20 protein-coding genes are annotated in these 19,445 nt (G+C 68.1%); 8 read left to right on the top strand and 12 right to left on the bottom strand.

The features are described 5' to 3' along the window. Positions 1–26: 26 nt before the first annotated feature. On the top strand, positions 27–1,169 hold the full coding sequence (locus ACMGER_RS04875; protein WP_436810977.1) for a GNAT family N-acetyltransferase: 1,143 nt from the start codon (positions 27–29) through the stop codon (positions 1,167–1,169). On the opposite strand, the gene ACMGER_RS04870 is transcribed toward ACMGER_RS04875, so the two are convergent. The 7 genes from ACMGER_RS04870 to ACMGER_RS04840 all read right to left on the bottom strand — a co-directional run bounded on the left by ACMGER_RS04870 (position 1,147) and on the right by ACMGER_RS04840 (position 9,323). Continuing rightward, complete coding sequence (locus ACMGER_RS04870) at positions 1,147–2,787, bottom strand: hypothetical protein (protein WP_436810976.1); 1,641 nt, start codon at positions 2,785–2,787, stop codon at positions 1,147–1,149. The genes ACMGER_RS04875 and ACMGER_RS04870 overlap by 23 nt on opposite strands. A 10-nt stretch (positions 2,788–2,797) precedes the next feature. Beyond that, positions 2,798–4,582, bottom strand: a complete 1,785-nt coding sequence (locus tag ACMGER_RS04865; protein WP_436810975.1) for a hypothetical protein — start codon at positions 4,580–4,582, stop codon at positions 2,798–2,800. After that, the gene (locus ACMGER_RS04860; protein ID WP_436810974.1) at positions 4,579–6,093 is read right to left on the bottom strand and encodes an NAD(P)/FAD-dependent oxidoreductase; all 1,515 of its coding nucleotides are present in this window, start codon (positions 6,091–6,093) and stop codon (positions 4,579–4,581) included. The genes ACMGER_RS04865 and ACMGER_RS04860 overlap by 4 nt, the downstream gene beginning before the upstream one ends. Before the next feature lie 83 nt (positions 6,094–6,176). Then, on the bottom strand, positions 6,177–7,397 hold the full coding sequence (locus ACMGER_RS04855; RefSeq protein WP_436810973.1) for an argininosuccinate synthase: 1,221 nt from the start codon (positions 7,395–7,397) through the stop codon (positions 6,177–6,179). Positions 7,398–7,750: 353 nt separating this feature from the next. Next, the gene (locus ACMGER_RS04850) at positions 7,751–8,131 is read right to left on the bottom strand and encodes an MATE family efflux transporter (RefSeq protein WP_436810972.1); all 381 of its coding nucleotides are present in this window, start codon (positions 8,129–8,131) and stop codon (positions 7,751–7,753) included. A 60-nt stretch (positions 8,132–8,191) separates the two neighbouring features. Beyond that, positions 8,192–8,656, bottom strand: a complete 465-nt coding sequence (locus tag ACMGER_RS04845) for an invasion associated locus B family protein (RefSeq protein ID WP_436810971.1) — start codon at positions 8,654–8,656, stop codon at positions 8,192–8,194. A 10-nt stretch (positions 8,657–8,666) separates the two neighbouring features. After that, complete coding sequence (locus tag ACMGER_RS04840) at positions 8,667–9,323, bottom strand: histidine phosphatase family protein (protein ID WP_436810970.1); 657 nt, start codon at positions 9,321–9,323, stop codon at positions 8,667–8,669. A gap of 135 nt (positions 9,324–9,458) precedes the next feature. Here ACMGER_RS04840 and ACMGER_RS04835 point away from each other — a divergent pair, with 135 nt between their 5' ends. Together ACMGER_RS04835 and dnaN are read left to right on the top strand one after the other, a co-directional pair. Further along, complete coding sequence (locus ACMGER_RS04835; protein ID WP_436810969.1) at positions 9,459–10,055, top strand: outer membrane protein; 597 nt, start codon at positions 9,459–9,461, stop codon at positions 10,053–10,055. A gap of 149 nt (positions 10,056–10,204) precedes the next feature. After that, entirely contained in the window at positions 10,205–11,320 is a 1,116-nt protein-coding gene (gene dnaN, locus ACMGER_RS04830) for a DNA polymerase III subunit beta (protein WP_436810968.1), read from the top strand. Between the two features lie 69 nt (positions 11,321–11,389). On the opposite strand, the gene ACMGER_RS04825 is transcribed toward dnaN, so the two are convergent. Together ACMGER_RS04825 and ACMGER_RS04820 are read right to left on the bottom strand one after the other, a co-directional pair. Beyond that, the gene (locus ACMGER_RS04825; RefSeq protein WP_436810967.1) at positions 11,390–11,944 is read right to left on the bottom strand and encodes an Ivy family c-type lysozyme inhibitor; all 555 of its coding nucleotides are present in this window, start codon (positions 11,942–11,944) and stop codon (positions 11,390–11,392) included. Positions 11,945–12,034: 90 nt separating this feature from the next. Next, complete coding sequence (locus ACMGER_RS04820; protein ID WP_436810966.1) at positions 12,035–12,883, bottom strand: LysR family transcriptional regulator; 849 nt, start codon at positions 12,881–12,883, stop codon at positions 12,035–12,037. Between the two features lie 90 nt (positions 12,884–12,973). On the opposite strand from ACMGER_RS04820, the gene ACMGER_RS04815 reads away from it, so the two are divergent. Further along, positions 12,974–13,726 carry a hypothetical protein gene (locus ACMGER_RS04815; protein ID WP_436810965.1) on the top strand — a complete coding sequence of 251 codons (753 nt, stop codon included), beginning with the start codon at positions 12,974–12,976 and terminating at the stop codon, positions 13,724–13,726. 15 nt (positions 13,727–13,741) lie between these two features. Here ACMGER_RS04815 and ACMGER_RS04810 read toward each other — a convergent pair whose 3' ends face one another. Next, entirely contained in the window at positions 13,742–14,983 is a 1,242-nt protein-coding gene (locus ACMGER_RS04810; RefSeq protein ID WP_436810964.1) for a dipeptidase, read from the bottom strand. Positions 14,984–15,565: 582 nt separating this feature from the next. On the opposite strand from ACMGER_RS04810, the gene ACMGER_RS04805 reads away from it, so the two are divergent. Then, the gene (locus ACMGER_RS04805) at positions 15,566–15,865 is read left to right on the top strand and encodes an integration host factor subunit alpha (protein WP_436810963.1); all 300 of its coding nucleotides are present in this window, start codon (positions 15,566–15,568) and stop codon (positions 15,863–15,865) included. An 8-nt stretch (positions 15,866–15,873) separates the two neighbouring features. Next, positions 15,874–16,212, top strand: a complete 339-nt coding sequence (locus ACMGER_RS04800; RefSeq protein ID WP_436810962.1) for a MerR family transcriptional regulator — start codon at positions 15,874–15,876, stop codon at positions 16,210–16,212. A gap of 56 nt (positions 16,213–16,268) precedes the next feature. On the opposite strand, the gene ACMGER_RS04795 is transcribed toward ACMGER_RS04800, so the two are convergent. Both ACMGER_RS04795 and ACMGER_RS04790 read right to left on the bottom strand, forming a co-directional pair. Continuing rightward, positions 16,269–16,658 carry a hypothetical protein gene (locus ACMGER_RS04795; protein ID WP_436810961.1) on the bottom strand — a complete coding sequence of 130 codons (390 nt, stop codon included), beginning with the start codon at positions 16,656–16,658 and terminating at the stop codon, positions 16,269–16,271. Beyond that, positions 16,655–17,170 carry a sterol desaturase family protein gene (locus tag ACMGER_RS04790; protein ID WP_436810960.1) on the bottom strand — a complete coding sequence of 172 codons (516 nt, stop codon included), beginning with the start codon at positions 17,168–17,170 and terminating at the stop codon, positions 16,655–16,657. Before ACMGER_RS04790 ends, ACMGER_RS04795 begins: the two co-directional genes overlap by 4 nt. 105 nt (positions 17,171–17,275) lie before the next feature. Here ACMGER_RS04790 and sucC point away from each other — a divergent pair, with 105 nt between their 5' ends. Together sucC and ACMGER_RS04780 are read left to right on the top strand one after the other, a co-directional pair. Beyond that, positions 17,276–18,475: an ADP-forming succinate--CoA ligase subunit beta gene (sucC, locus tag ACMGER_RS04785; protein WP_436810959.1), complete on the top strand. Its 1,200-nt coding sequence runs from the start codon at positions 17,276–17,278 to the stop codon at positions 18,473–18,475. A 132-nt stretch (positions 18,476–18,607) separates the two neighbouring features. Beyond that, positions 18,608–19,357 carry an electron transfer flavoprotein subunit beta/FixA family protein gene (locus tag ACMGER_RS04780; RefSeq protein ID WP_436811674.1) on the top strand — a complete coding sequence of 250 codons (750 nt, stop codon included), beginning with the start codon at positions 18,608–18,610 and terminating at the stop codon, positions 19,355–19,357. Positions 19,358–19,445: the final 88 nt, after the last annotated feature.

Here is a 19,445-nt window from a genome sequence, read left to right as displayed (position 1 = left end):
GCGCCGGGCGGTCCTACATCGCGCGCGTGAGCTCTCCCGTCACCGCACGCATCGCCGCCGGCGTCTCCTCGATCCCTGCCGCCGAGTGGGATGCCTGCGCCGGCAGCGCCAACCCGTTCGTCAGCCACGTCTTCCTCTCGATCCTCGAGCGATCGGGATCGGTCGGCGCGACGAGCGGGTGGCAGGCGGTGCCGATCGTGGTCGAGGGCGCGGAGGGCCGGGCGGCGGGAATAGCGCCGGCCTACGCCAAGAGCCACAGCCAGGGCGAATATGTGTTCGACCATGGCTGGGCCGACGCCTGGGAGCGCGCGGGCGGGCGCTATTATCCCAAGCTGCAGGTGGCGGTGCCCTTCTCGCCCGTGCCGGGGCCGCGGCTGCTGCTGCGCGACGGGGCGCAGGCGCCCGCGCTGATCGCTGCGCTGGAGGCGGTGACCGACCAGCACGGCCTCTCCTCGGCGCACGCGACTTTCGTCGCCCCGGACCAGGTGCCGCTGTTCGAGGCGGCGGGCTGGCTGATCCGCACCGGCACGCAGTTCCACTGGACGAACCAGGGCTATGCGAGCTTCGACGAGTTCCTCGGGGCGCTCGCCTCCCGCAAGCGCAAGGCGATCCGGCGCGAACGCGCGGCGGCGGTGGAAGGGCTGACGATCCGGCATGTCACCGGCCGCGACCTTACCGAAGCGCATTGGGACATCTTCTGGCGCTTCTATCAGGACACCGGATCGCGCAAATGGGGACGGCCCTATCTCACCCGCGCCTTCTTCTCGCTGCTCGGGGAAGCCATGGCGGACAAATGCCTGCTGATCCTCGCCGAGCGTCATGGCCGGCCGATCGCGGGGGCGCTCAACCTGATCGGCGCGGACACGCTCTACGGGCGTTACTGGGGCTGCACGGAGGAGGTGCCGTTCCTCCATTTCGAGCTCTGCTACTATCAGGCGATCGACGCGGCGATCGCCCGCGGCCTCGGGACCGTCGAAGCGGGCGCGCAGGGCGAGCACAAGCTCGCGCGGGGATATCTCCCGGTCACGACCTGGTCGGCGCACTATATCCCCGATCCGAACTTCCGGCGCGCCGTCGCCGACTTCCTGGTCCGCGAGCGGCAGGCGATCGAACAGGAGCAGGAGTTCCTGGGCGAGCTCGGCCCGTTCAGGAGGTGCGGCGCACCATAGCCTGGATGCGCCGGTAGAGCTCGGGATAGGGGCCGAGATCCCTGGGCGCGAGCTGCGCGCGCGGCACCGCGTGGTCGACCTTGAACAGCGCCGAGCCGCCCTGGCGCCACACCGGGATCAGCCCGGCCTCCAGCCTTTTGTCATAGGCGGGCGGGCGGATCACCCAGACGTAGTCGAACGCCCGGCGCGGAAAGCGCGCAAGGCTGACCGCGACCGGCCGCCACCATTCGCGCGGGCATTGCACGTTGGTGACGATCTGCGAGGGGTCGTGCGAGAAGGGGATGGCGGCACGGTAGCGCACCGTCAGCAGCTGCGCGCCCGGCATCGACCATTGGTCGTTGGTGTAGGCGAGCCGCCGCACCGTCGCCAGCCCCGGCAGATGCTGGAGGCGCGTCATCTTCCATTCGTTGTAGCAGGTTTCGCCGACGAAGCTGACCAGCCGCGCGCCGACCGGCAGATGGTCGAGCGCCCTGAGTTCGCGGTCATAGTCGCGGTCGTAGAGCCAATAGCTCACCGTGGTGCCGCCGATCCGTACGACGAAGAAGGCGAGCCCCACCACCGCGAGCGTGGCCGCCCCACGCATCGACATCCCGGGCTTGGGCCTGAGCGCGACGAGTCCGATGCCGAGCATGAACGGGGCGAGGCGCATGTCCGCATAGGCGGAGCCGAAGATGATGCGCGGCAGCAGCACGAATACCGCGACCAGGAACAGCCCCGACAGCAGCAGGTTGCGCGAATATTGGATGTTGGGATCGCGCACGCCCTTGAACAGCACGAGCAGCAGCACCGCCAGCGATGCGACATCGAAGGTGATCCAGCGGTCGCGCAGGATCATCAGCACCCACAGCGCCTTGGCGCGCCAGTTGAACCAGTCGGCGGTCTGGCCGGAGACGTGGCCGCTGCGCCACATCACCATCAGCAGCGCCGGCGGCACCAGCGGCAGGCAGTGCAGCGCCGCATGGAACCACGGCACCACCCAGCGCGCGGCCACGCCGCGTCGCTCCCGGCGCAGATCGTGCTGGCGGATGAGCTCGGCCGAGAAGCACAGCACGCCCAGGGTGCCCCAACCATAGGTGTGCGCGAGCCAGATGACGGCGCCGATCGGCACGAACAGGATCGCGCGCAACCCGAGATGCCCCGTGCGCGCGAGCCGGAGCCAGAGCGCGAAGGCATTGAGCGCGAGGGCCATGGCCAGCGCGAAGTTCACGAAGCCGAAGTGGAAGGGATAGCTGTAGGCGAGCGGCAGCGCGAACAGCGCGGTCGGCGGGATGCGCCCGTGCACCTCGCGCGCGATCCACAGGAAGCCGGCCGCGATCAGCGGCGGGATCGCCATCACGATCAGCTTGACCGCGAGCTCCAGCCCGAAGATCGGGGCGAGCGGGATAACCAGCAGATCGACGCCGAGATTGCCGATCAGGCTCCAGTGGAAATCATACCATTCGGTGAGCCAGGGATATTGCCCGTGGCTGAGCTGGACCCGGTAGCGTGCCATATGGCCGGGCAGATCGACCAGCGGCGGCACGTCGGGCCAGACGAGCGGAATCATCGCGATGATCGCCGCCAGCACGACGAACCAGCGTGTCTGCCACCAATGAAGCCTGTCTGCGCCCCCGGTCATCCGAGGGCTTCTAGGGGCGAGAGGCCCCTCGCGACAAGCTATGCTTTGACGGATCGACGACGCGCCAGACGAGCATCGGTGAATGAGGAATCTGCACCGGCTCGAGCCAGTCGAACTGCTCGCCGCGCTCCAGCTGCGCCCAGAAGCCGTTGGGGGCGTATTTCTTGAAGAGCTCGGGCTCGGCCAACCCCGGACAGCCGACGACATAATCAGCCCGGCGCGCGGTGATCGCGCGGCGCGCCTGTTCGGCACTGCCGAGGAAGGTCGCGAGTACCTCGTGCATCGCCGTGACGTTGCGATGATAGCCGCTGGCAACGGCGCTGTGCGGGGTCCGCGCGAGAATCGCGGGTGAGATGTCGAGCGGCGCGTAAAGGCGGGCGGGCGGCAGCTGGGCGAGCGCGCTCATCTCGGTCCGGTTGTCGCACAGCGGCAGCCGCACGCCGGAAAGCGTGCGCAGCGCCGGCGCCGGCTTTTCGAATAGGGACAGCGCCATAGCAAACATCAGGCCGGGTGCGGCGAAAGCGAGCGCGCCTGCGGTCGCGCCGATCCGAGCGGGCGCGCTGCGGATCGCGCGCGCCCGCTCGAGCAGGCGGGTCACGATCAGCGCCGCGCCGGGCACGGACAGCGCATTGGCGGTACCACCGGCGCGAAGCACCATCAGCGCGAGTAGCAGGGCGATTCCTTGAAGTGCGAGCAGGATCGCCCAATCATCCTTGCATTCGCCATGCGCGCCGCGCCGGGCACGCCACGCGCCAACCAGCCCCACAGCGGGAAGGCTGAAGGTAATCAGCGCCGGAATCGGCCGTTGCTTCCACACCGGCAATCCTTCAGCGATATTCTCGAACCAGACGCGTCGTGTCAGCGGATCGAGCTGTGCGAAAGGACCACGTGCGCACTCGGGCGCCAGGAGTAGCAGCATCGCGAGCACGCCACCGCCGACCATCACCAGCATCGCGAGACGCCCCGCCATGCTGATTCGGGCGAAGGCGGTCGCCACCAGCGTGCCTAACGCTCCAAACATGAGCATTGTGAGCCAGACCGGTGCGACCGCGTCGCAGGCGGGCGCCCAGAAATGGGGCCCGCGCGTCGCGAGGTGCAGCGCCAGCGTAGCCAGGAAGAGGCTCGCGACCAGCGTGCGGAGCTGTGGCGTGCGGCGCGGATCGAGCGCCCATGCCACCGCCGCGACGCCGGTCAGCGCCCCGGCGAAGGGTAGGCCCTCGAGCGAGATGGTGATCAGCGCCGCCGCGGCCGCGCCGGCAAGCGCGCCGGAGCGGACGCCACGGCGCCCGAGCAGCGCCGAAACAGCGGCGACGGCCAGTACGATCTGCCAGCCATGATGGTCGATCCGCATCGGCTGGAACTGGGCGAGCAGCGGCGCGGTGACCGGCACGATCAGGATCGCGGTGCCGGCCTCGGCATCGCCGAGCAGCCGCCGCGTGAGATGTGCGAGCAGCGCGATCACGATGAGGAGTTGGACAAGGGGAATCGCGACCATCGCCACGCGCGCGGCGGGCTCGAGGCCGATCAGCGGCGCGAGTGGAGCGATCACCGCGGCGAGCGGCAAGTCGACCAACCGCGACCAGTGCATTCGGAAGTCGCCGCCGCCCAGGCGATGCTGATCGACGTCCCACCAGCTCTGACCGGCGAGCCAGTCGCGCACTTCGAGGTAGCGCATGGCATCGTCCGGATCGTGGAAGCCGAACCGAATGATCAGCGGAGCGAGCACAACGATCAGAACGACCGCGGCGAGCGCCCAGCCGATCAGCACCGGCCGCCACATCAACACGCGGGTCATGCTGCCTTCAGCTTCTCCGGAACGAGCCGCTCGGAGGTGAGCGCCGCCCGTTCGCCCTCGTTGCCGGACTCGTGATACTCGGCGTCCTCATTGACCGCCCAGATATCGTAGACTCGCTCGCCGGCGATGATGTTCCGCACCGTCAGAATCGCCGTCATCATCGCATGATCCTGGTTGTTGTAGCGGTGCATGCCGTTGCGCCCGACGAGATGCAGCGTGGGATGGCATTCCTCCAGCTCGCGGCGGAGCTGGTCGACATTGGCGCGATAATCGTCGTCGTAGACGGGATAGGCCTTTTCCTGGCGGACCACCGCGCCGCCGGCCACCTCGTCGGGCCGGCACAGGCCCAGCGCCGCCATCTCGCGCGTCGCCAGCGCGACGAGCTCGCCGTCGGTCGACGCCCACAGGCCGTCGCCCTCGAAGCAGAAATATTCGAGGCCGACGCAGGCGATCCCGGGATCGGGGACCATCTCCGGCGACCAGCTCCGGAAATTCTGGACGCGGCCGACCTTCACCTTCGACTCATGAATGTAGATCCAGTTGTCCGGAAAGAGATCGGGCGCACGTACCATCAGCGCCACGGTCAGAAAATCGCGGTAGCGCAGCGCCGCGGCCCGCGGCAGCGCCGCCGGCAGCGGATGGAGGCGGGTGGCGAGCTCACGCATCGGCGCGCTTGAGATGACGTGGGCGGCGCTGATCGCAACCGTCTCGCCGGCGGGACCGGTCGCCTGTACGCGCCAGCGTCCGGCGGCGTCGTCATGTGAGAGCTGGCGCAGCGCATGGCCCATCAGCACCTGATTGCCGTGGCCGATCACCTTGTCGCGGGCAGCTTCCCACATCATCCCCGGACCGAGCCGCGGATAGCGGAAGCTTTCGAGCAGCGTCTTGGCCTGCATCCCGTCGTTGGGGCGCTTGTTGAGCCCCAGCGATCGCTTGAGGCCGTCGAGCACCGCGGCGCCGAGGCTGAGGCCCTTGATCCGCTGCGCCGCCCAGTCGGCGGACATCGTGTCGCAGGGCATTCCCCACACCTTCTCGGTGTAGGTCTTGAAGAAGATCGAATAGAGCTTGCGGCCGAACTGGTTGACCACCCAGTCCTCGAAGCTCCTCACCTCGCGGATGGGGAAGAGCTTCGCCTTGGCATAGCTCGCCATGCACAGGGCCGAGCGCCAGAGGCCGAGATTGCGCAATGCCTCGAACGCGCGCAGCGGATAGCTGTAGAAGCGGCCCTCGTAATAGATCCGGCTCATCCGCGGCCGTTCGATGAAATCGTCCGGCAGGATCTCGTTCCAGAGATCGACCACTTCCTTCGACTTGGAGAAGAAGCGATGGCCGCCGATGTCGAAGCGGAAGCCCCGATGCTCGACGGTGCGGCTGATGCCGCCGACGTAGTTGGGGTCCTTCTCGATGACGGTGACGGAGTAGCCGGCCTTGCCGAGCAGATAGGCTGCGGTCAGCCCCGCCGGACCCGCCCCGATGATCGCGACGTCGACCGCCGTGTTGTCTCCCGCCATGCTGCCCGCTCTCCCCCTGTGACAGGAGGGCAGTGGCACGGCAGGCGCTAAGATAGGGTTAATGCGCCGTTGACGGTCCGCGCTCAGGCGCGATCCCGCCGCCCCAGCAGCCGCAGCCTGAGCGCGTTCAGCTTGATGAAGCCCGCCGCGTCGCGCTGGTCGTAGGCGCCCTGGTCGTCCTCGAAGGTCACGACCTTCTCCGAATAGAGCGAATGGGGCGACCTGCGGCCGATGACGTGGACGCCGCCCTTGTAGAGCTTGAGGCGCACCGTGCCCGCGACCTTGGCCTGGCTGTGGTCGATCGCCGCCTGCAGCATTTCCCGCTCGGGCGAGAACCAGAAGCCGTTATAGAGGAGCTCCGCGTAGCGCGGCATCAGCTCGTCCTTGAGGTGCGCGGCGCCGCGGTCGAGCGTGATCTGCTCGATGCCCCGGTGCGCCAGGTGCAGGATGGTGCCGCCCGGCGTCTCGTACATGCCGCGCGACTTCATGCCGACGAAGCGGTTCTCGACGAGGTCGAGCCGGCCGATGCCATGGGTGCGGCCGAGGTCGTTGAGCCTGGCCAGCAGCGCGGCGGGCGACAGGCCCTCGCCGTTGATCGCGACCGCGTCGCCCTTCTCGAAATCGATGGTGATGATCTCGGGCGCGTCGGGTGCGTCCTCGGGGTTGACGGTGCGCGAGTAGACATAGTCAGGCACCTCTTCCCACGGATCCTCGAGCACCTTGCCCTCGCTCGAGGTGTGGAGGAGGTTGGCGTCGGTCGAGAACGGCGCCTCGCCGCGCTTGTCCTTGGCTACCGGAATCTGGTGCGCCTCGGCGAACTCGATCAGGCGGGTGCGGCTGGTCAGGTCCCATTCGCGCCACGGGGCGATCACCTTGATGTCGGGGGCGAGCGCGTAATAGCCGAGCTCGAAGCGGACCTGGTCGTTGCCCTTGCCGGTGGCGCCGTGGCTGACCGCATCGGCGTTCACCTGGCGAGCGATCTCGATCTGGCGCTTGGCGATCAGCGGGCGGGCGATCGAGGTGCCGAGCAGGTACAGCCCTTCATAGAGCGCGTTGGCGCGCATCATCGGGAAGACGTAGTCGCGGACGAACTCCTCGCGCAGGTCGTCGATGAAGATGTGCTCGGGCCTGACGCCCATCAGTTCGGCCTTGGCGCGGGCGGGCTCGAGCTCCTCGCCTTGCCCCAGGTCGGCGGTGAAGGTGACGACCTCGCAATGATAGGTCTGCTGGAGCCACTTCAGGATCACGCTCGTGTCCAGGCCGCCCGAGAAGGCGAGGACGACACGGTTGATCTTGTCGGACATGTTCAACGGCTCCTGAGGGGACACCGCCGACTCGCCGGAGCCGGACGATGCTGGGGCGAGGGCCCCGAAAGTTCCGAAAGTTCCGGGAAAACGACATAGGGCCGTCCCCCCGGCCGGGCGGTAGGCACGCCCGCTCGGGCGCCGACCTAGCGGCTGAAATCCATGTAGGAAAGCCGAAAGCGCGTCGTTGGCGGAACGGGCGACGACGGCTCGCGCAAATCGTGGAGTCTGTCCCGTCGGTTGAAGCCGTGTCGTGCTCCTGCGAAGGCAGGAGCCCAGGCCGCAAGCGAGACGCTCGTAATCCAGGGCTCCTGCCTTCGCAGGAGCACGATTCGATTTCGTCCGGACAGCCTCTAGCCGACGCTGCGGAGCAGCCACGGCCAGCGCCAGCCGAGCGCAAGCGCGCGATAGGCGTAGCTCGCGAGCAGCGCGATCCACACCCCTGCGGCACCGAACGGGCGCAGCGCGAGGTCCGTGGCGATGTAGAATGCCGTCGAGAGGATCGCGGCGTTGCGCAGCGCCCGTCCGCCGATCGCGCCGATGAACACGCCGTCGAGCAGCCACGCCGGCGTGCCGACCAGCGGCACGAGGACGACGAACGGCAGCAGCGCCTCCGCCCGATCGCGGACGGCGGCGTCGGTGACGAGCAGGTCGATGCCGCTGCGTGCTCGAGGAACTGATCGCCGGCAGCCTCGCCGACAATCGGGCGCGGTACCCTGAGGTGGAGAACACATAGCTCCATCGGCATCCCCGCTTTCGCCCGGAGACGATGGAATGAGATGCGCTTGAGCTTGCTAACGCCCCGCACAGCCGACCGCGGCGGCGTCGATCGCGGTGGCGGCGCCCTTCAAGGGATAGACGTCGGCGAAGGGGGCGCCGCGCGCGCTCACCGTCTCGACGCTCATGCCGCGCCCCGAACGAATCGCGGCGACGATCGCGGCATCGGTGCGCGCGTCGGGGGCCCAGGCGTCCTGCTCGCCCGCGATCAGCTCGAAGCGGCGCTCGCCGATCGACAGCGTGACCTTGGCGTTCGGCGCGCGCGGGCGGCTCAAGTGGATGAAGAGCTGGTTGCGTGCGCCGTCGCTCGGCCAGGTGGCGATGCTGGCGAAGGCGCGCGCGCGCGTGTGCGCGACCGGTTCGGCGATGGCGTAGCAGCGCGCCGGGGCGGCGTCGCGGAAGGCGCCCCAGCGCGCGAACACGCCGAGCGCGGTCCGCCCGGTCGCCGCCGCCTGCAGCGCCAGCGCGAGCGCCAGGCTCATGCCCGGCGCCTCACGTCGGCGTTCCGCCCTCGCCGCGGCCCCAGTGGACGATCGTCTCGACGCCCTTCTCGATCATCGCGATCGATCCCTGCGGCAGGCTCGGCGCGACCGGTGCGTCGAACTGGGGGAGCACGTCGGCGCCGGTCATCACCCCGCGCAGCACGCGGCTCGACATGCCATGCATGATGACGAGCCGGTCGCCGGGATCGGCGTCGGTGTCGTCGAGCCAGCCCGACACGCGCGCGGCGATCGCGTCGTACCATTCGCCGCCGGGCGGCGGGCGCGTGTAGAGGCCGTTCGCCATGTCGACGAAGCCCTCGCCGATCTCGGCGGCGATGTCGCGGTAATAGCGCCCGCTCCACTCGCCCATGCCGATCTCGACCAGCCGGTCGTCGTGGCGCGCCTGATGCCAGTCGAGCTCGAGATGTTCGGCGACCACCGCCAGCGTCTGCAGCGCGCGGCCCGCGCTCGACGACCACATGGTAAGGTTCGGCTTGGGGCCGAGGATGCGGCGCAGCGCCTCCCCCATCGCATCCGCCTGCACGAATCCGGCACGGGTCAGGGGGGTGTGCGGCTGGCTCCCCTGCATCCTTCGCGCAGCGTTGAACACCGTTTCCCCATGCCGCGCGATGAAGTCGCGCCCCTTGCGTGTCGTCCGTCCCGCCATGCCCCGTGCCAAGCCCGATCTGTGGCCTAAATGCAACGCTTTTTGCTGTTTATCTGAGGTTCATGCAACTTGGTGTGCGGCGCACCATTTAGCCGGTCCCGCCACCCACTGGCGGGAGTTTGAATGGAGTTACCAATGCGTAAGATTGCCCTTGCCGCCCTGTTGGCGGCCAGCGTTGCCACCCCCGCCTTCGCCCAGGACCAGGCGCCGTTCAGCGGCCCGCGCGTCGAAGGCGTGCTCGGCTGGGACCACTTCAAGGGTGACGGCGGAGAGGGTGCCAGCAAGGACGGCGTCGTCTACGGCGGCGCGGTCGGCTATGATTTCCAGGCAGGGCGCACGGTGTTCGGCGCCGAGGCCGAGCTGACCGGCTCCAGCGCCGACACGCGTGCCGACGACCTGCTCGCCGCGGGCGACCGCCTGCGCGTCGATGCCGGCCGCGACATCTACGTCGGTGGCCGTATCGGCTATGCGGTGTCGCCGCAGGCGCTGCTTTACGCCAAGGCCGGCTACACCAACCAGCGGGTCGAGGCGCGCTACGACGCCGGCACCACCAGCGTGCGCGATCACTCCGATCTCGACGGCTACCGCCTCGGCGCCGGCATCGAGTACAAGATCACGCCGACCGCCTACATCAAGGGCGAGTATCGCTACTCGAACTACAGCAAGCTCGACGACTATGACGTCGACCTCGACCGCCATCAGCTGCTGGCGGGCGTCGGCGTCCGCTTCTGACGTCAACGCTGCCGCAATGCGGCGAACAAGAGGGCCGGGGCGCTTGCCCCGGCCCTTTTTCGCGCTAGAGATATCTCGGCATAGTTGCCGCCGGCCGCATCCGTTCCTGTCGGATGTCCTTCGTGCCCGGGGGCGTCCGGGGGTTTGAGATGAAGGCGACGATCGAACGCGCAACCCTGCTCAAGGGGCTGAGCCATGTCCAGTCGGTGGTCGAGCGCAGGAACACCATACCGATCCTGTCCAACGTGCTGATCGAAGCGTCGGGCGCCGATGCCGGAGGGGGCGCGATCCGGCTGATGGCGACCGACCTCGACCTCCAGATCGACGAGACGGTGCCGGCCGCGGTCGATCAGGCGGGCGCGACCACCGTCTCCGCGCACACGCTGTTCGACATCGCGCGCAAGCTGCCCGAGGGCAGCCAAGTGGAGCTGAGCGCCGCGGAAGGACGCCTGGCGATTCGCGCGGGCCGCTACAATTCGTCGCTCCCGACGTTGCCGCGCGATGATTTCCCGGTGATCGCCGAGGGCGAGCTGCCGACCCAGTTCGAGCTGCCGGCGGAGACGCTCAAGCAGATCATCGACAAGACACGCTTCGCGATCTCGACCGAGGAGACGCGCTACTACCTCAACGGCATCTTCCTCCATATCGCCGACGATTCGCTGAAGGCCGCGGCGACCGACGGCCACCGCCTCGCCCGCGTGACGGTGGCGCGGCCGGACGGCGCCGAGGCGATGCCCGACGTGATCGTGCCGCGGAAGGCGGTCGGGGAGCTGCGCAAGCTGCTCGACGAGGTCGACGGATCGGTCGGCGTGTCGCTGTCGGGATCGAAGATCCGCTTCGATCTCGGGCAGGCGATCCTCACCTCCAAGCTGATCGACGGCACCTTCCCGGACTATTCGCGCGTGATCCCGACCGGCAACGACAAGCTGCTGAAGCTCGACCCGCGCAGCTTCGAGGAAGGCGTGGATCGCGTCGCCACCATTGCCAGCGAAAAGACCCGTGCGGTCAAGATGGCGCTCGACCGCGACAAGATCACCCTGTCGGTGACCTCGCCTGAGAACGGTGCGGCGGCGGAGGAAGTCCCGGGCGAATATGCCGCGATGCCGTTCGAGATCGGCTTCAACAGCCGCTACCTGCTCGACATCCTCGCGCAGATCGAGGGCGATTCGGTCGAGGTCCACCTCGCCGACGCCGCCGCCCCGACGCTGATTCGCGAGAACGAGAAGGCGCCGGCGCTGTACGTGCTGATGCCGATGCGGGTTTGACGGGTCTCGCTCGAAGCGGGACTTCGAGCGAATTGGCCGGCGACATGGAGGGTCCGGAGCGAGAACGGCCTATTCGGAGGGGCAGTTGCCCGGCCGCTGCTCGGCCCTGCCGCCGGGGAGGTACCAGGTCGACCGCCCCTCGACCGAATCGTCGTTCTCGTAATAGCAGACCTCGGCGTTCGACCCGTCGGGCGCGATCGCGACCGACCAGTTGTGATAGCCACAATTGTGCTTCTCGCAGCCCCAGGCGAGGATGCGGCCTTCGCTCATCACGATCGGCGCGTCGGGACCGTCGTAATGGAACACGAAGTCGCGCGCCTTGGCATCCTTCGCCACCGCGCCGACCGCGGCCTTGACCAACGGCTCGTCGAGGAAGGTGCGGCCATCGACCTTCTCCGACGGATGACGGCCGACATAGACAGCGAGCGGCCCTGTATCCGCCGCAGCCACGTTGGTCAGGTTGGCGGCAGCGTCGTTGGCGGCCGCAGCCGCGACGTTGGCGGCATCCGCGGCGGCATTGGCGGCGGGCTGGTCGGCAGGTTCGCCCTCTTCCCCACTCCCGCCGCAGGCCGCGAGCAGCAGCAACGCGGCCAGCGCCGCTCCCGTCCGCGAACGATCGATCATGGCACCCTCCCTGTCCGCCGGCCGACTCGGCCGTGTCCACGCGATCATGACGAAGAGCGCACCGGCGGCAACGACTTTGCGGCCGGTGGGTTAGCCCGACTGCTCCAGACATGCGGCGATCAGCTGCGCTTCCGGCGTCCTCAGCGCGGCCTTGCTTCCGCACAGGAAGATGCCGTTGCGGCATCCCGGAGCGACAGTCTCGAGGCCGAAGGCGCGACAGGCATCGGCGGGAGCGATCGTCGCGCCCCGCCCCGCCGCGACGCTGGCCAGCGCCTCCTCGAGCTCCTCGAAATGGTCGTGGCGCCGGAGGAACGGTGGCTGGCTGCCGATGACCTCGGCGAACCAGCGGCCGAACACATATTCATATTCGTCATAGGTGACGAAAGCCAATCGGCCGGCTCCGGCGTCGGCGATTCCAGCAGCTCCGGCCGCACCGACCAGCACGAGCTCCTCTTCCGCCACCGCCAGGCTCTCGAAAGGCGCGGCTACGACCGGGCGATAGGTCATGGCGAGATCGATCTCGCCGCGGCCGAGCGCGTCCAGCAAGGCATCCTGACTGCCGGTACGCAGGATCAGGCGCTGCTCCAGCGGAAGGCGCGGAAGGAGCGAAGGAACGAGGCGATAGCGGCCGAAACCGGTGACCGCCCCCAGCCGCAGCGGCGAGATGGCTGGCGCGTCGGAACCGATCACGGCACAGACCCGATCGATGTCGGACAGCGCGCGTCCGACCACGTCGAACATCTCTCGCCCCTTGGGCGTGAGCCGGAGCGAGCGCCCGACGCGCTCGGTGAGCCGGATGCCGACCTCGCGCTCGAACCGGCGCAGATCGGCATGGACGGCCGGCGGCGACTTGCCGATCCGCCGTCCGGCGGCGGTGATGCCGCCGGCCAGGCCGACCGCATGGAATACGGCCGCGCGTCGCAGGGTGCTGCTGTCCATCTTTCAGTTGTACCGAAGATCAGCAGCAAGAGGAAAAAATTTTGGAAGGATCGTCATGCGCCTAACAAGCGCGCATGAGGAGGAATCACGATGCGCAGGTTTCTGCTGGCGGCGGCCATCGCCCTCGCCGTTCCTTCAGCCGCGCGGGTGCAATCGGATGACGGAAAGACGATTGCGCAGTTCTACAGCTATCGGCTCACCGATCGCGCGCGCTTCGAGAGCGGCTATCGCGCGCATCTGGGCTGGCACGCCCGCCGGCAGGATCGGCTCGTCTGGTACGCCTGGACCGTCCGGTCCGGCCCGCGGCAGGGGCAGTTCATCGACGCGACCGCCGGCGCCAGCCTCGCCGATCTCGATGCGCGTCCCGATCTCGCCGGCGACGGTGCGGACTTCGCGCGCACGGCGGCGCCCTATGCCGAACCGATCGACGTGGAGACGTGGGAGCTCTGGCCCGAGCCGTCCACCGCAACCCCGCTGGAGGACCGTGAACCGAGCCGGGTCGTGGACGTTTTCCTTATCCGAGTAAATCCGGGCGAGGAACAGGCGTTCGAGCGCGCGATCGGCAACATGGCCGCGCGGCATTGCGGCGCAGCGCTCCGCGTGAGTTGGTATCGCAAGCTGCGCGGCGGGCAGGTGCCAGCCTATATGGTCCTGCTCGCACGCGACCGCTGGGCGGATCTCGGCCGGGCCGGGGGCACGCTGTCGTCGCTCCTGGCCGGCGCGTACCGCGCGCAGCCGGCGGAGATCCAGCCCGCCCTCGGCCTTGTCGCCTCGATCATCACCGAAAGCTGGAGCTACGAGCCGCGGCTGTCGCTGATTCCCGGAACTCCCCTGACGCCCTGATCCGGGCTGATATGGTCAGCTCCGTGCAGTCGCATCCACCGGCGGCCGGTTCGCGAGCGATTTCGCGACCGCCTCGACCTGCTCCATCACGCGCAGGATGTTACCCTGGGCGAGCCTGGCGAGGTCGGCGTCGCTCCATCCGCGCCGCGCGAGTTCGGCGAACACCAGCGGGTAGCCGTCGACACCCTTGATTCCCTCCGGCCCGGTGCCGCCGATGCCGTCGAGGTCCGCGCCGATGCCGACGTGATCCTTGCCTGCCACCTTCGCGATATGCTCGATGTGGTCGGCGACGGTCGCGGCGGTGACGCGCGGCTCGGGGTGCGCCTTGTCCCAGGCGGCGAGGACCACCGGCGCCTTGTCGCCATAGCCGTCCGACGGCACGCCGACCGACTTGGCATAGTCGCTGCGCGCCTTGTCCCACGCGTTCCATTCGGGCGAGATGAAGGCGGGATAGAAATTGACCATCACCACGCCGCCGTTGGCCGCGATCGCCTTCAGCAGCTCATCGGGGATGTTGCGGGGCCGGTCGGTCAGCGCGCGCGCCGACGAGTGCGACGCCATCACCGGCGCCTTGCTCGCCCTGATCGCCGCCGCCATCGTCGTGTCGGCGACGTGGCTGACGTCCACGATCATGCCGATCCGGTTCATCTCGGCGACGACCTGACGGCCGAACTCGCTGAGTCCGCCGGCGCGCGGCGCGTCGGTCGAGCTGTCCGCCCATTCGAGGCTCTTGCCGTGCGTCAGCGTCATGTAGCCGACGCCGAGCGCCTTGTACTGCCTGAGCACCGATAGCCGCCCGTCGATCTGGTGCCCGCCCTCGACGCCGATCAGCGAGGCGATCCGGCCAGCCTTCTGGATGCGGCGCACGTCCGCGGCCGTGGCCGCCAGCTCGAAGGTGTCCGGATGTCCGGCGACGAAGCGGCGGACGATGTCGATCTCCTCCAGCGTCACCTCGACCGCACGCGGGCCGGTGATGCCGGCGTCGATGTAGACCGACCAGAACTGGCCGCCGACATGGCCCTTCCTGAGGCGCGGGATGTCGGTCTGGAGCGGCAGCGGAAGCTTCGACGTGTCCTTGGTGAGGTCGACCGCTTCGACCTTCGCCTCGTACTTCTCGCGGATCTCCCAGGGCAGGTCGTTGTGGCCGTCGATGATCGGATATTGGCGCAGCACCTTCTCGACGCGGGCGAGATCGGCCGGCGCAGGCGCCACGGCCTGAGGCGCGGCGGTCGCGAGCAGCAGCGAAAGGATCATCATCGACACCCCCTCAAAAATTTTTACAGAATTCTTACAGGATCCGGAACCGGTCCCGACACTCCGCGTTGATAACGGGCTTGGACGAAAGAACGAGCATCTTTTGACGGATTGAAAACCGCACGGTGGACGATCCGTCATAGGGAGCCCCGCCGCGAAAGCGACGGGGCTTACCTGTATTCGGCCTCAAACGCCGAAACAACGAGCCGAAATAACGATAGGTCTCGACCATCGCAGTCTGGGTCGCCTCGGCAATGCAGGCCGTTGGATCGCGAACAGGATACCGTTCAGCACCCGCCGGTCATCCACGCGCGGCACCCCCATGCGACAGCGGGAATAGGGCTCAATCCGCCGCATCTGCGACGGCGTCAGCATCGGCAAGTCACTCAAGGCAGCACTTGCCGCCTTGAATCATCACAACCATTCAGCGCAACAAATTAATAGGTCCTGAGCCTTGCTGAAACAGACAAGCCTGTCCGGCTTCGGGACTCGTGACGAATACGTAACGATCCTCGGCTTTGCGCGACTCGTCGGGCTATGATAACGTCTGGACGTTGCCGCTTGGCTTGGCAGGGGATATCGCGCATGGACATGACCGGAACGCTCACTCGGGCCGATCTTGCCGACGCATTGCACCATGAAGTGGGGCTGTCGCGCGCCGACTCGTCCAAGCTGGTCGAACAGATCCTCGCCCATATGTGCGAGGCGCTGGCGCGGGGCGAGAACGTCAAGATCTCCGGCTTCGGCAGCTTCATCCTGCGCGACAAGGGCGAGCGGATCGGGCGCAATCCCAAGACCGGCGTCGAGGTGCCGATCGCGCCGCGGCGCGTGCTCACCTTCCGCGCCAGCCAGATGATGCGCGACCGCATCGTCGAGGCCGGCTGACCCAGGCGATGGCCGCGCCGGACAAGGCGGCGGGGGCCTTCCGAACAATCGGTGAGCTGTCGCGCGAGACGGGTATCGCCCAGCATATCCTGCGCTATTGGGAAACGCGCTTTCCCCAGCTGAAGCCGCTGCAGCGCGCCGGCCGGCGCCGCTATTATCGTCCCGAGGACGTCGCGCTCGTCCGCCGCATTCAGCATCTGCTCGACCATGAGGGCTATACGATCCGCGGCGTCCAGAAGCTGCTCGCGAGCGAGACCCCGGCCAAGGCCGGCACCCGCAGCACGCGCGACGCCGCCCGCGCGATCCGCGCCGATCTCGTCGCTGCGCTGGAGGAGGATCGGCGGTAGGGGGTTCGCCGATCGCGATCGGTCACCGGAAAAGTGATCCGGTCAACCCCAGATCGTTACCGATCCGCGATCCGGGCGAGATGCGCGGTGATCCTGAGCAGCACCAGCAGTCCCGCCGCCGCAAAGCCCGCAAGCGCGAGCACGGCATAGATCAGCGCCTTCAGCCAGCGCGCGATCTCGTTCTCCGCGCGCGGCCGTTCCACCGCGACGGCGCCGGCGGGCGCGGTGCCGTTGACGAGATCGGGCGTGACGCGAGCCTCACCGGCTTCGATCGGGCCAGGCATGGGCGTCTCCTCCGCTGCGGGCAGCGGCGCGCCAACGCGGCCCGGCACCGCTTCCCCGAGCCGGCCGCCGGAGACCGAGGCGAGCGATCCGACCAATGACAAGGTCGCCAGCACGCTCAGCACCAGCAGCGCGACTCGCCCGAGCCAGTCGAGCGCCTTCACCGCGCCGCTCCCGTCGCCGCGCGCGCGCCGGCCCGCTCCCGCCGCGCCAGTTCGGCCTTGAGCGTCGCGGCCCGCGGCGCCCACAGGAAGCCGAAGCTCACCGCGCCGTCCCTGGTCTCGACCGCATGGTGCAGCCGGTGCGCCTGCACGATCCGCTTCATATAGCGGGAGCGCGGCAGGTAGCGGGTCGGCAGCCGCCGATGGACGATGACGTCATGAAAGCCGAAGTAGATCGCGCCATAGGCGGCAATTCCCGCCCCGATCCATGCACATCCCGGCCACCAGCCGAGCTGCGTCCCGCCGAACAGCAGCGCGACCGAGGGAATCGCGAAGATCACCGCGTAGAGATCGTTGAGCTCGAAGCGTCCCTCGCGCGGGCGATGATGGCTTCGGTGCAGGACCCATCCCGGCCCGTGCATCACCCATCGATGCATCGCATAGGCGAATCCCTCCATCGCCGCGACGGTGGCGAGCAGGAGGAGAAGGCCGGCGAGCGGGTTCACGCGGACCATATAGCTCCTCTTTCGTCCGCTGGCAGGAGGGGCAGGGTGGATTCGCCTCGCGCGCTGTGCTTAAGGCCTTCGACGACATTCCCGATCTTCAAAAAGAGGCGCCCCGTGAACATCCACGAATATCAGGCCAAGGAACTGCTCGCGAAGTTCGGCGTGCCCGTGCCCGCCGGCTATGCGGCGATGAGCGTCGAGGAGGCGGTCGCGGCCTCCAGGAAGCTGCCCGGGCCGCTCTACGTGGTGAAGGCGCAGATCCACGCCGGCGGCCGCGGCAAGGGCAAGTTCAAGGAGCTGCCGCCCGAGGCCAAGGGCGGCGTCCGCCTCGCGAGGACCGAGGACGAGGTCCGCAGCGCGGCGTCGGAGATGCTCGGCAACACGCTGGTGACCGTCCAGACCGGCGAGCACGGCAAGCAGGTCAACCGCCTCTACGTCACCGATGGCGTCGACATCGCCAAGGAATTCTACCTGGCGCTGCTGGTCGACCGCGCCACCGGCCGCGTCGCCTTCGTCGTTTCGACCGAGGGCGGCATGGACATCGAAACGGTCGCGCACGACACGCCCGAGAAAATCCACACCTTCGACGTCGATCCGGCGACCGGCTTCATGCCCCACCATGGACGCGCCGTCGCCAAGGCGCTGGGACTGACCGGCGAGCTCGCCAAGCAGGCGCAGAGCCTGGCGGGCAAGGTCTATCAGGCGTTCCTCGGCACCGACGCCTCGCAGATCGAGATCAATCCGCTCGCCGTCACGGACGACGGCAAGCTGATGGTGCTCGACGCCAAGGTCGGCTTCGATTCGAACGCGTCGTTCCGTCATAAGGACCTCGCCGAGCTGCGCGACGAGACCGAGGAGGATCCGATGGAGCTCGAGGCGTCGAAGCACGATCTCGCCTACATCAAGCTCGACGGCGACATCGGCTGCATGGTCAACGGCGCCGGCCTCGCGATGGCGACGATGGACATCATCAAATTGAACGGCATGTTCCCGGCCAACTTCCTCGACGTCGGCGGCGGCGCGAGCAAGGAGAAGGTGACCGCGGCGTTCAAGATCATCCTCAGCGATCCTGCGGTGAAGGGCATCCTCGTCAACATCTTCGGCGGCATCATGCGCTGCGACATCATCGCCGAGGGTATCGTCGCCGCCGCCAAGGAAGTGAACCTTTCGGTGCCGCTGGTCGTCCGGCTGGAGGGCACCAACGTCGAGGAGGGCAAGGCCATCCTCGCCAACTCGGGCCTCGCGATCGTGCCTGCCAACGACCTGGGCGACGCCGCGCAGAAGATCGTCGCCGAGGTGAAGCAGGCGGCATAGGAATTATTCGTCGCCCCGGCGTAGGCCCGGGCCGCCCAGTGGCGCGGACAGTGACTGCCACGGGCCGAGACGACGTTTCGGGATCGGCCTTCCCTCCCCAGGAAGAGGTTGAGACCACAGGAGTGGATGCAGATGAAGGTACTGGTGCCGGTCAAGCGCGTGCTTGACTATAACGTGAAGCCCCGCGTGAAGGCGGACGGGACGGGGGTCGACCTCGCCAACGTCAAGATGAGCATGAACCCCTTCGACGAGATCGCCGTCGAGGAGGCGATCCGCCTCAAGGAGAAGGGCGTGGCGACCGAGATCGTCGCGGTCTCGATCGGAGAGGCCAAGGCGCAGGAGACGCTGCGTACCGCACTGGCGATGGGCGCGGACCGCGCGATCCTGGTTCAGACCGACGAGAAGGTCGAGCCGCTGGGCGTCGCCAAGATCCTGAAGGCGATCGCGGACGAGGAGCAGCCGGGGCTGATCATCCTCGGCAAGCAGGCGATCGACGATGACAACAACCAGACCGGCCAGATGCTCGGCGCGCTGACCGGCTGGGGCCAGGGCACCTTCGCCTCCAAGGTCGAGGTCGGGGGCGGCGGCGTGAAAGTGACGCGCGAGGTGGACGGCGGCCTCGAGACGGTCGAGCTCAAGCTGCCGGCGATCGTCACCACGGACCTGCGCCTCAACGAGCCGCGCTATGCTTCGCTCCCCAACATCATGAAGGCCAAGTCCAAGCCGCTTGGCGTCAAGTCGCCGGCCGACTACGGCGTCGACGTGAGCCCGCGCCTCGCCACGCTGAAGGTGGTCGAGCCGGCGAAGCGCACCGCGGGCGTCAAGGTCGCCGACGTCGACGAACTGGTGACGAAGCTCAAGGCTCTGGGCATCGCGAAATAGTCAAACCTCCGTTCGCCCTGAGCTTGTCGAAGGGCCGTACTTTTCTTCGAGGAAAGAAGGGCGGGGCTTCGACAGGCTCAGCCCGAAC

Source organism: Sphingomonas astragali (assembly GCF_051400615.1).
Lineage (GTDB): Bacteria > Pseudomonadota > Alphaproteobacteria > Sphingomonadales > Sphingomonadaceae > Sphingomonas.
This window is presented reverse-complemented; position numbering and strand designations above follow the sequence as displayed.

Excerpts from the sequence above, each read along its gene's own strand:
- ACMGER_RS04840 (WP_436810970.1), bottom strand. The coding sequence starts at position 9,323 with ATGGCGGGACGGACGACACGCAAGGGGCGCGACTTCATCGCGCGGCAT.
- ACMGER_RS04790 (WP_436810960.1), bottom strand. The coding sequence starts at position 17,170 with ATGGTCCGCGTGAACCCGCTCGCCGGCCTTCTCCTCCTGCTCGCCACC.
- ACMGER_RS04835 (WP_436810969.1), top strand. The coding sequence starts at position 9,459 with ATGCGTAAGATTGCCCTTGCCGCCCTGTTGGCGGCCAGCGTTGCCACC.
- dnaN (WP_436810968.1), top strand. The coding sequence starts at position 10,205 with ATGAAGGCGACGATCGAACGCGCAACCCTGCTCAAGGGGCTGAGCCAT.
- ACMGER_RS04815 (WP_436810965.1), top strand. The coding sequence starts at position 12,974 with ATGCGCAGGTTTCTGCTGGCGGCGGCCATCGCCCTCGCCGTTCCTTCA.
- ACMGER_RS04800 (WP_436810962.1), top strand. The coding sequence starts at position 15,874 with ATGGCCGCGCCGGACAAGGCGGCGGGGGCCTTCCGAACAATCGGTGAG.
- ACMGER_RS04870 (WP_436810976.1), bottom strand. The coding sequence starts at position 2,787 with ATGACCGGGGGCGCAGACAGGCTTCATTGGTGGCAGACACGCTGGTTC.
- ACMGER_RS04850 (WP_436810972.1), bottom strand. The coding sequence starts at position 8,131 with ATGTGTTCTCCACCTCAGGGTACCGCGCCCGATTGTCGGCGAGGCTGC.
- ACMGER_RS04820 (WP_436810966.1), bottom strand. The coding sequence starts at position 12,883 with ATGGACAGCAGCACCCTGCGACGCGCGGCCGTATTCCATGCGGTCGGC.
- ACMGER_RS04845 (WP_436810971.1), bottom strand. The coding sequence starts at position 8,656 with ATGAGCCTGGCGCTCGCGCTGGCGCTGCAGGCGGCGGCGACCGGGCGG.
- ACMGER_RS04780 (WP_436811674.1), top strand. The coding sequence starts at position 18,608 with ATGAAGGTACTGGTGCCGGTCAAGCGCGTGCTTGACTATAACGTGAAG.
- ACMGER_RS04860 (WP_436810974.1), bottom strand. The coding sequence starts at position 6,093 with ATGGCGGGAGACAACACGGCGGTCGACGTCGCGATCATCGGGGCGGGT.
- ACMGER_RS04805 (WP_436810963.1), top strand. The coding sequence starts at position 15,566 with ATGGACATGACCGGAACGCTCACTCGGGCCGATCTTGCCGACGCATTG.
- ACMGER_RS04855 (WP_436810973.1), bottom strand. The coding sequence starts at position 7,397 with ATGTCCGACAAGATCAACCGTGTCGTCCTCGCCTTCTCGGGCGGCCTG.
- ACMGER_RS04865 (WP_436810975.1), bottom strand. The coding sequence starts at position 4,582 with ATGACCCGCGTGTTGATGTGGCGGCCGGTGCTGATCGGCTGGGCGCTC.
- ACMGER_RS04825 (WP_436810967.1), bottom strand. The coding sequence starts at position 11,944 with ATGATCGATCGTTCGCGGACGGGAGCGGCGCTGGCCGCGTTGCTGCTG.
- ACMGER_RS04810 (WP_436810964.1), bottom strand. The coding sequence starts at position 14,983 with ATGATGATCCTTTCGCTGCTGCTCGCGACCGCCGCGCCTCAGGCCGTG.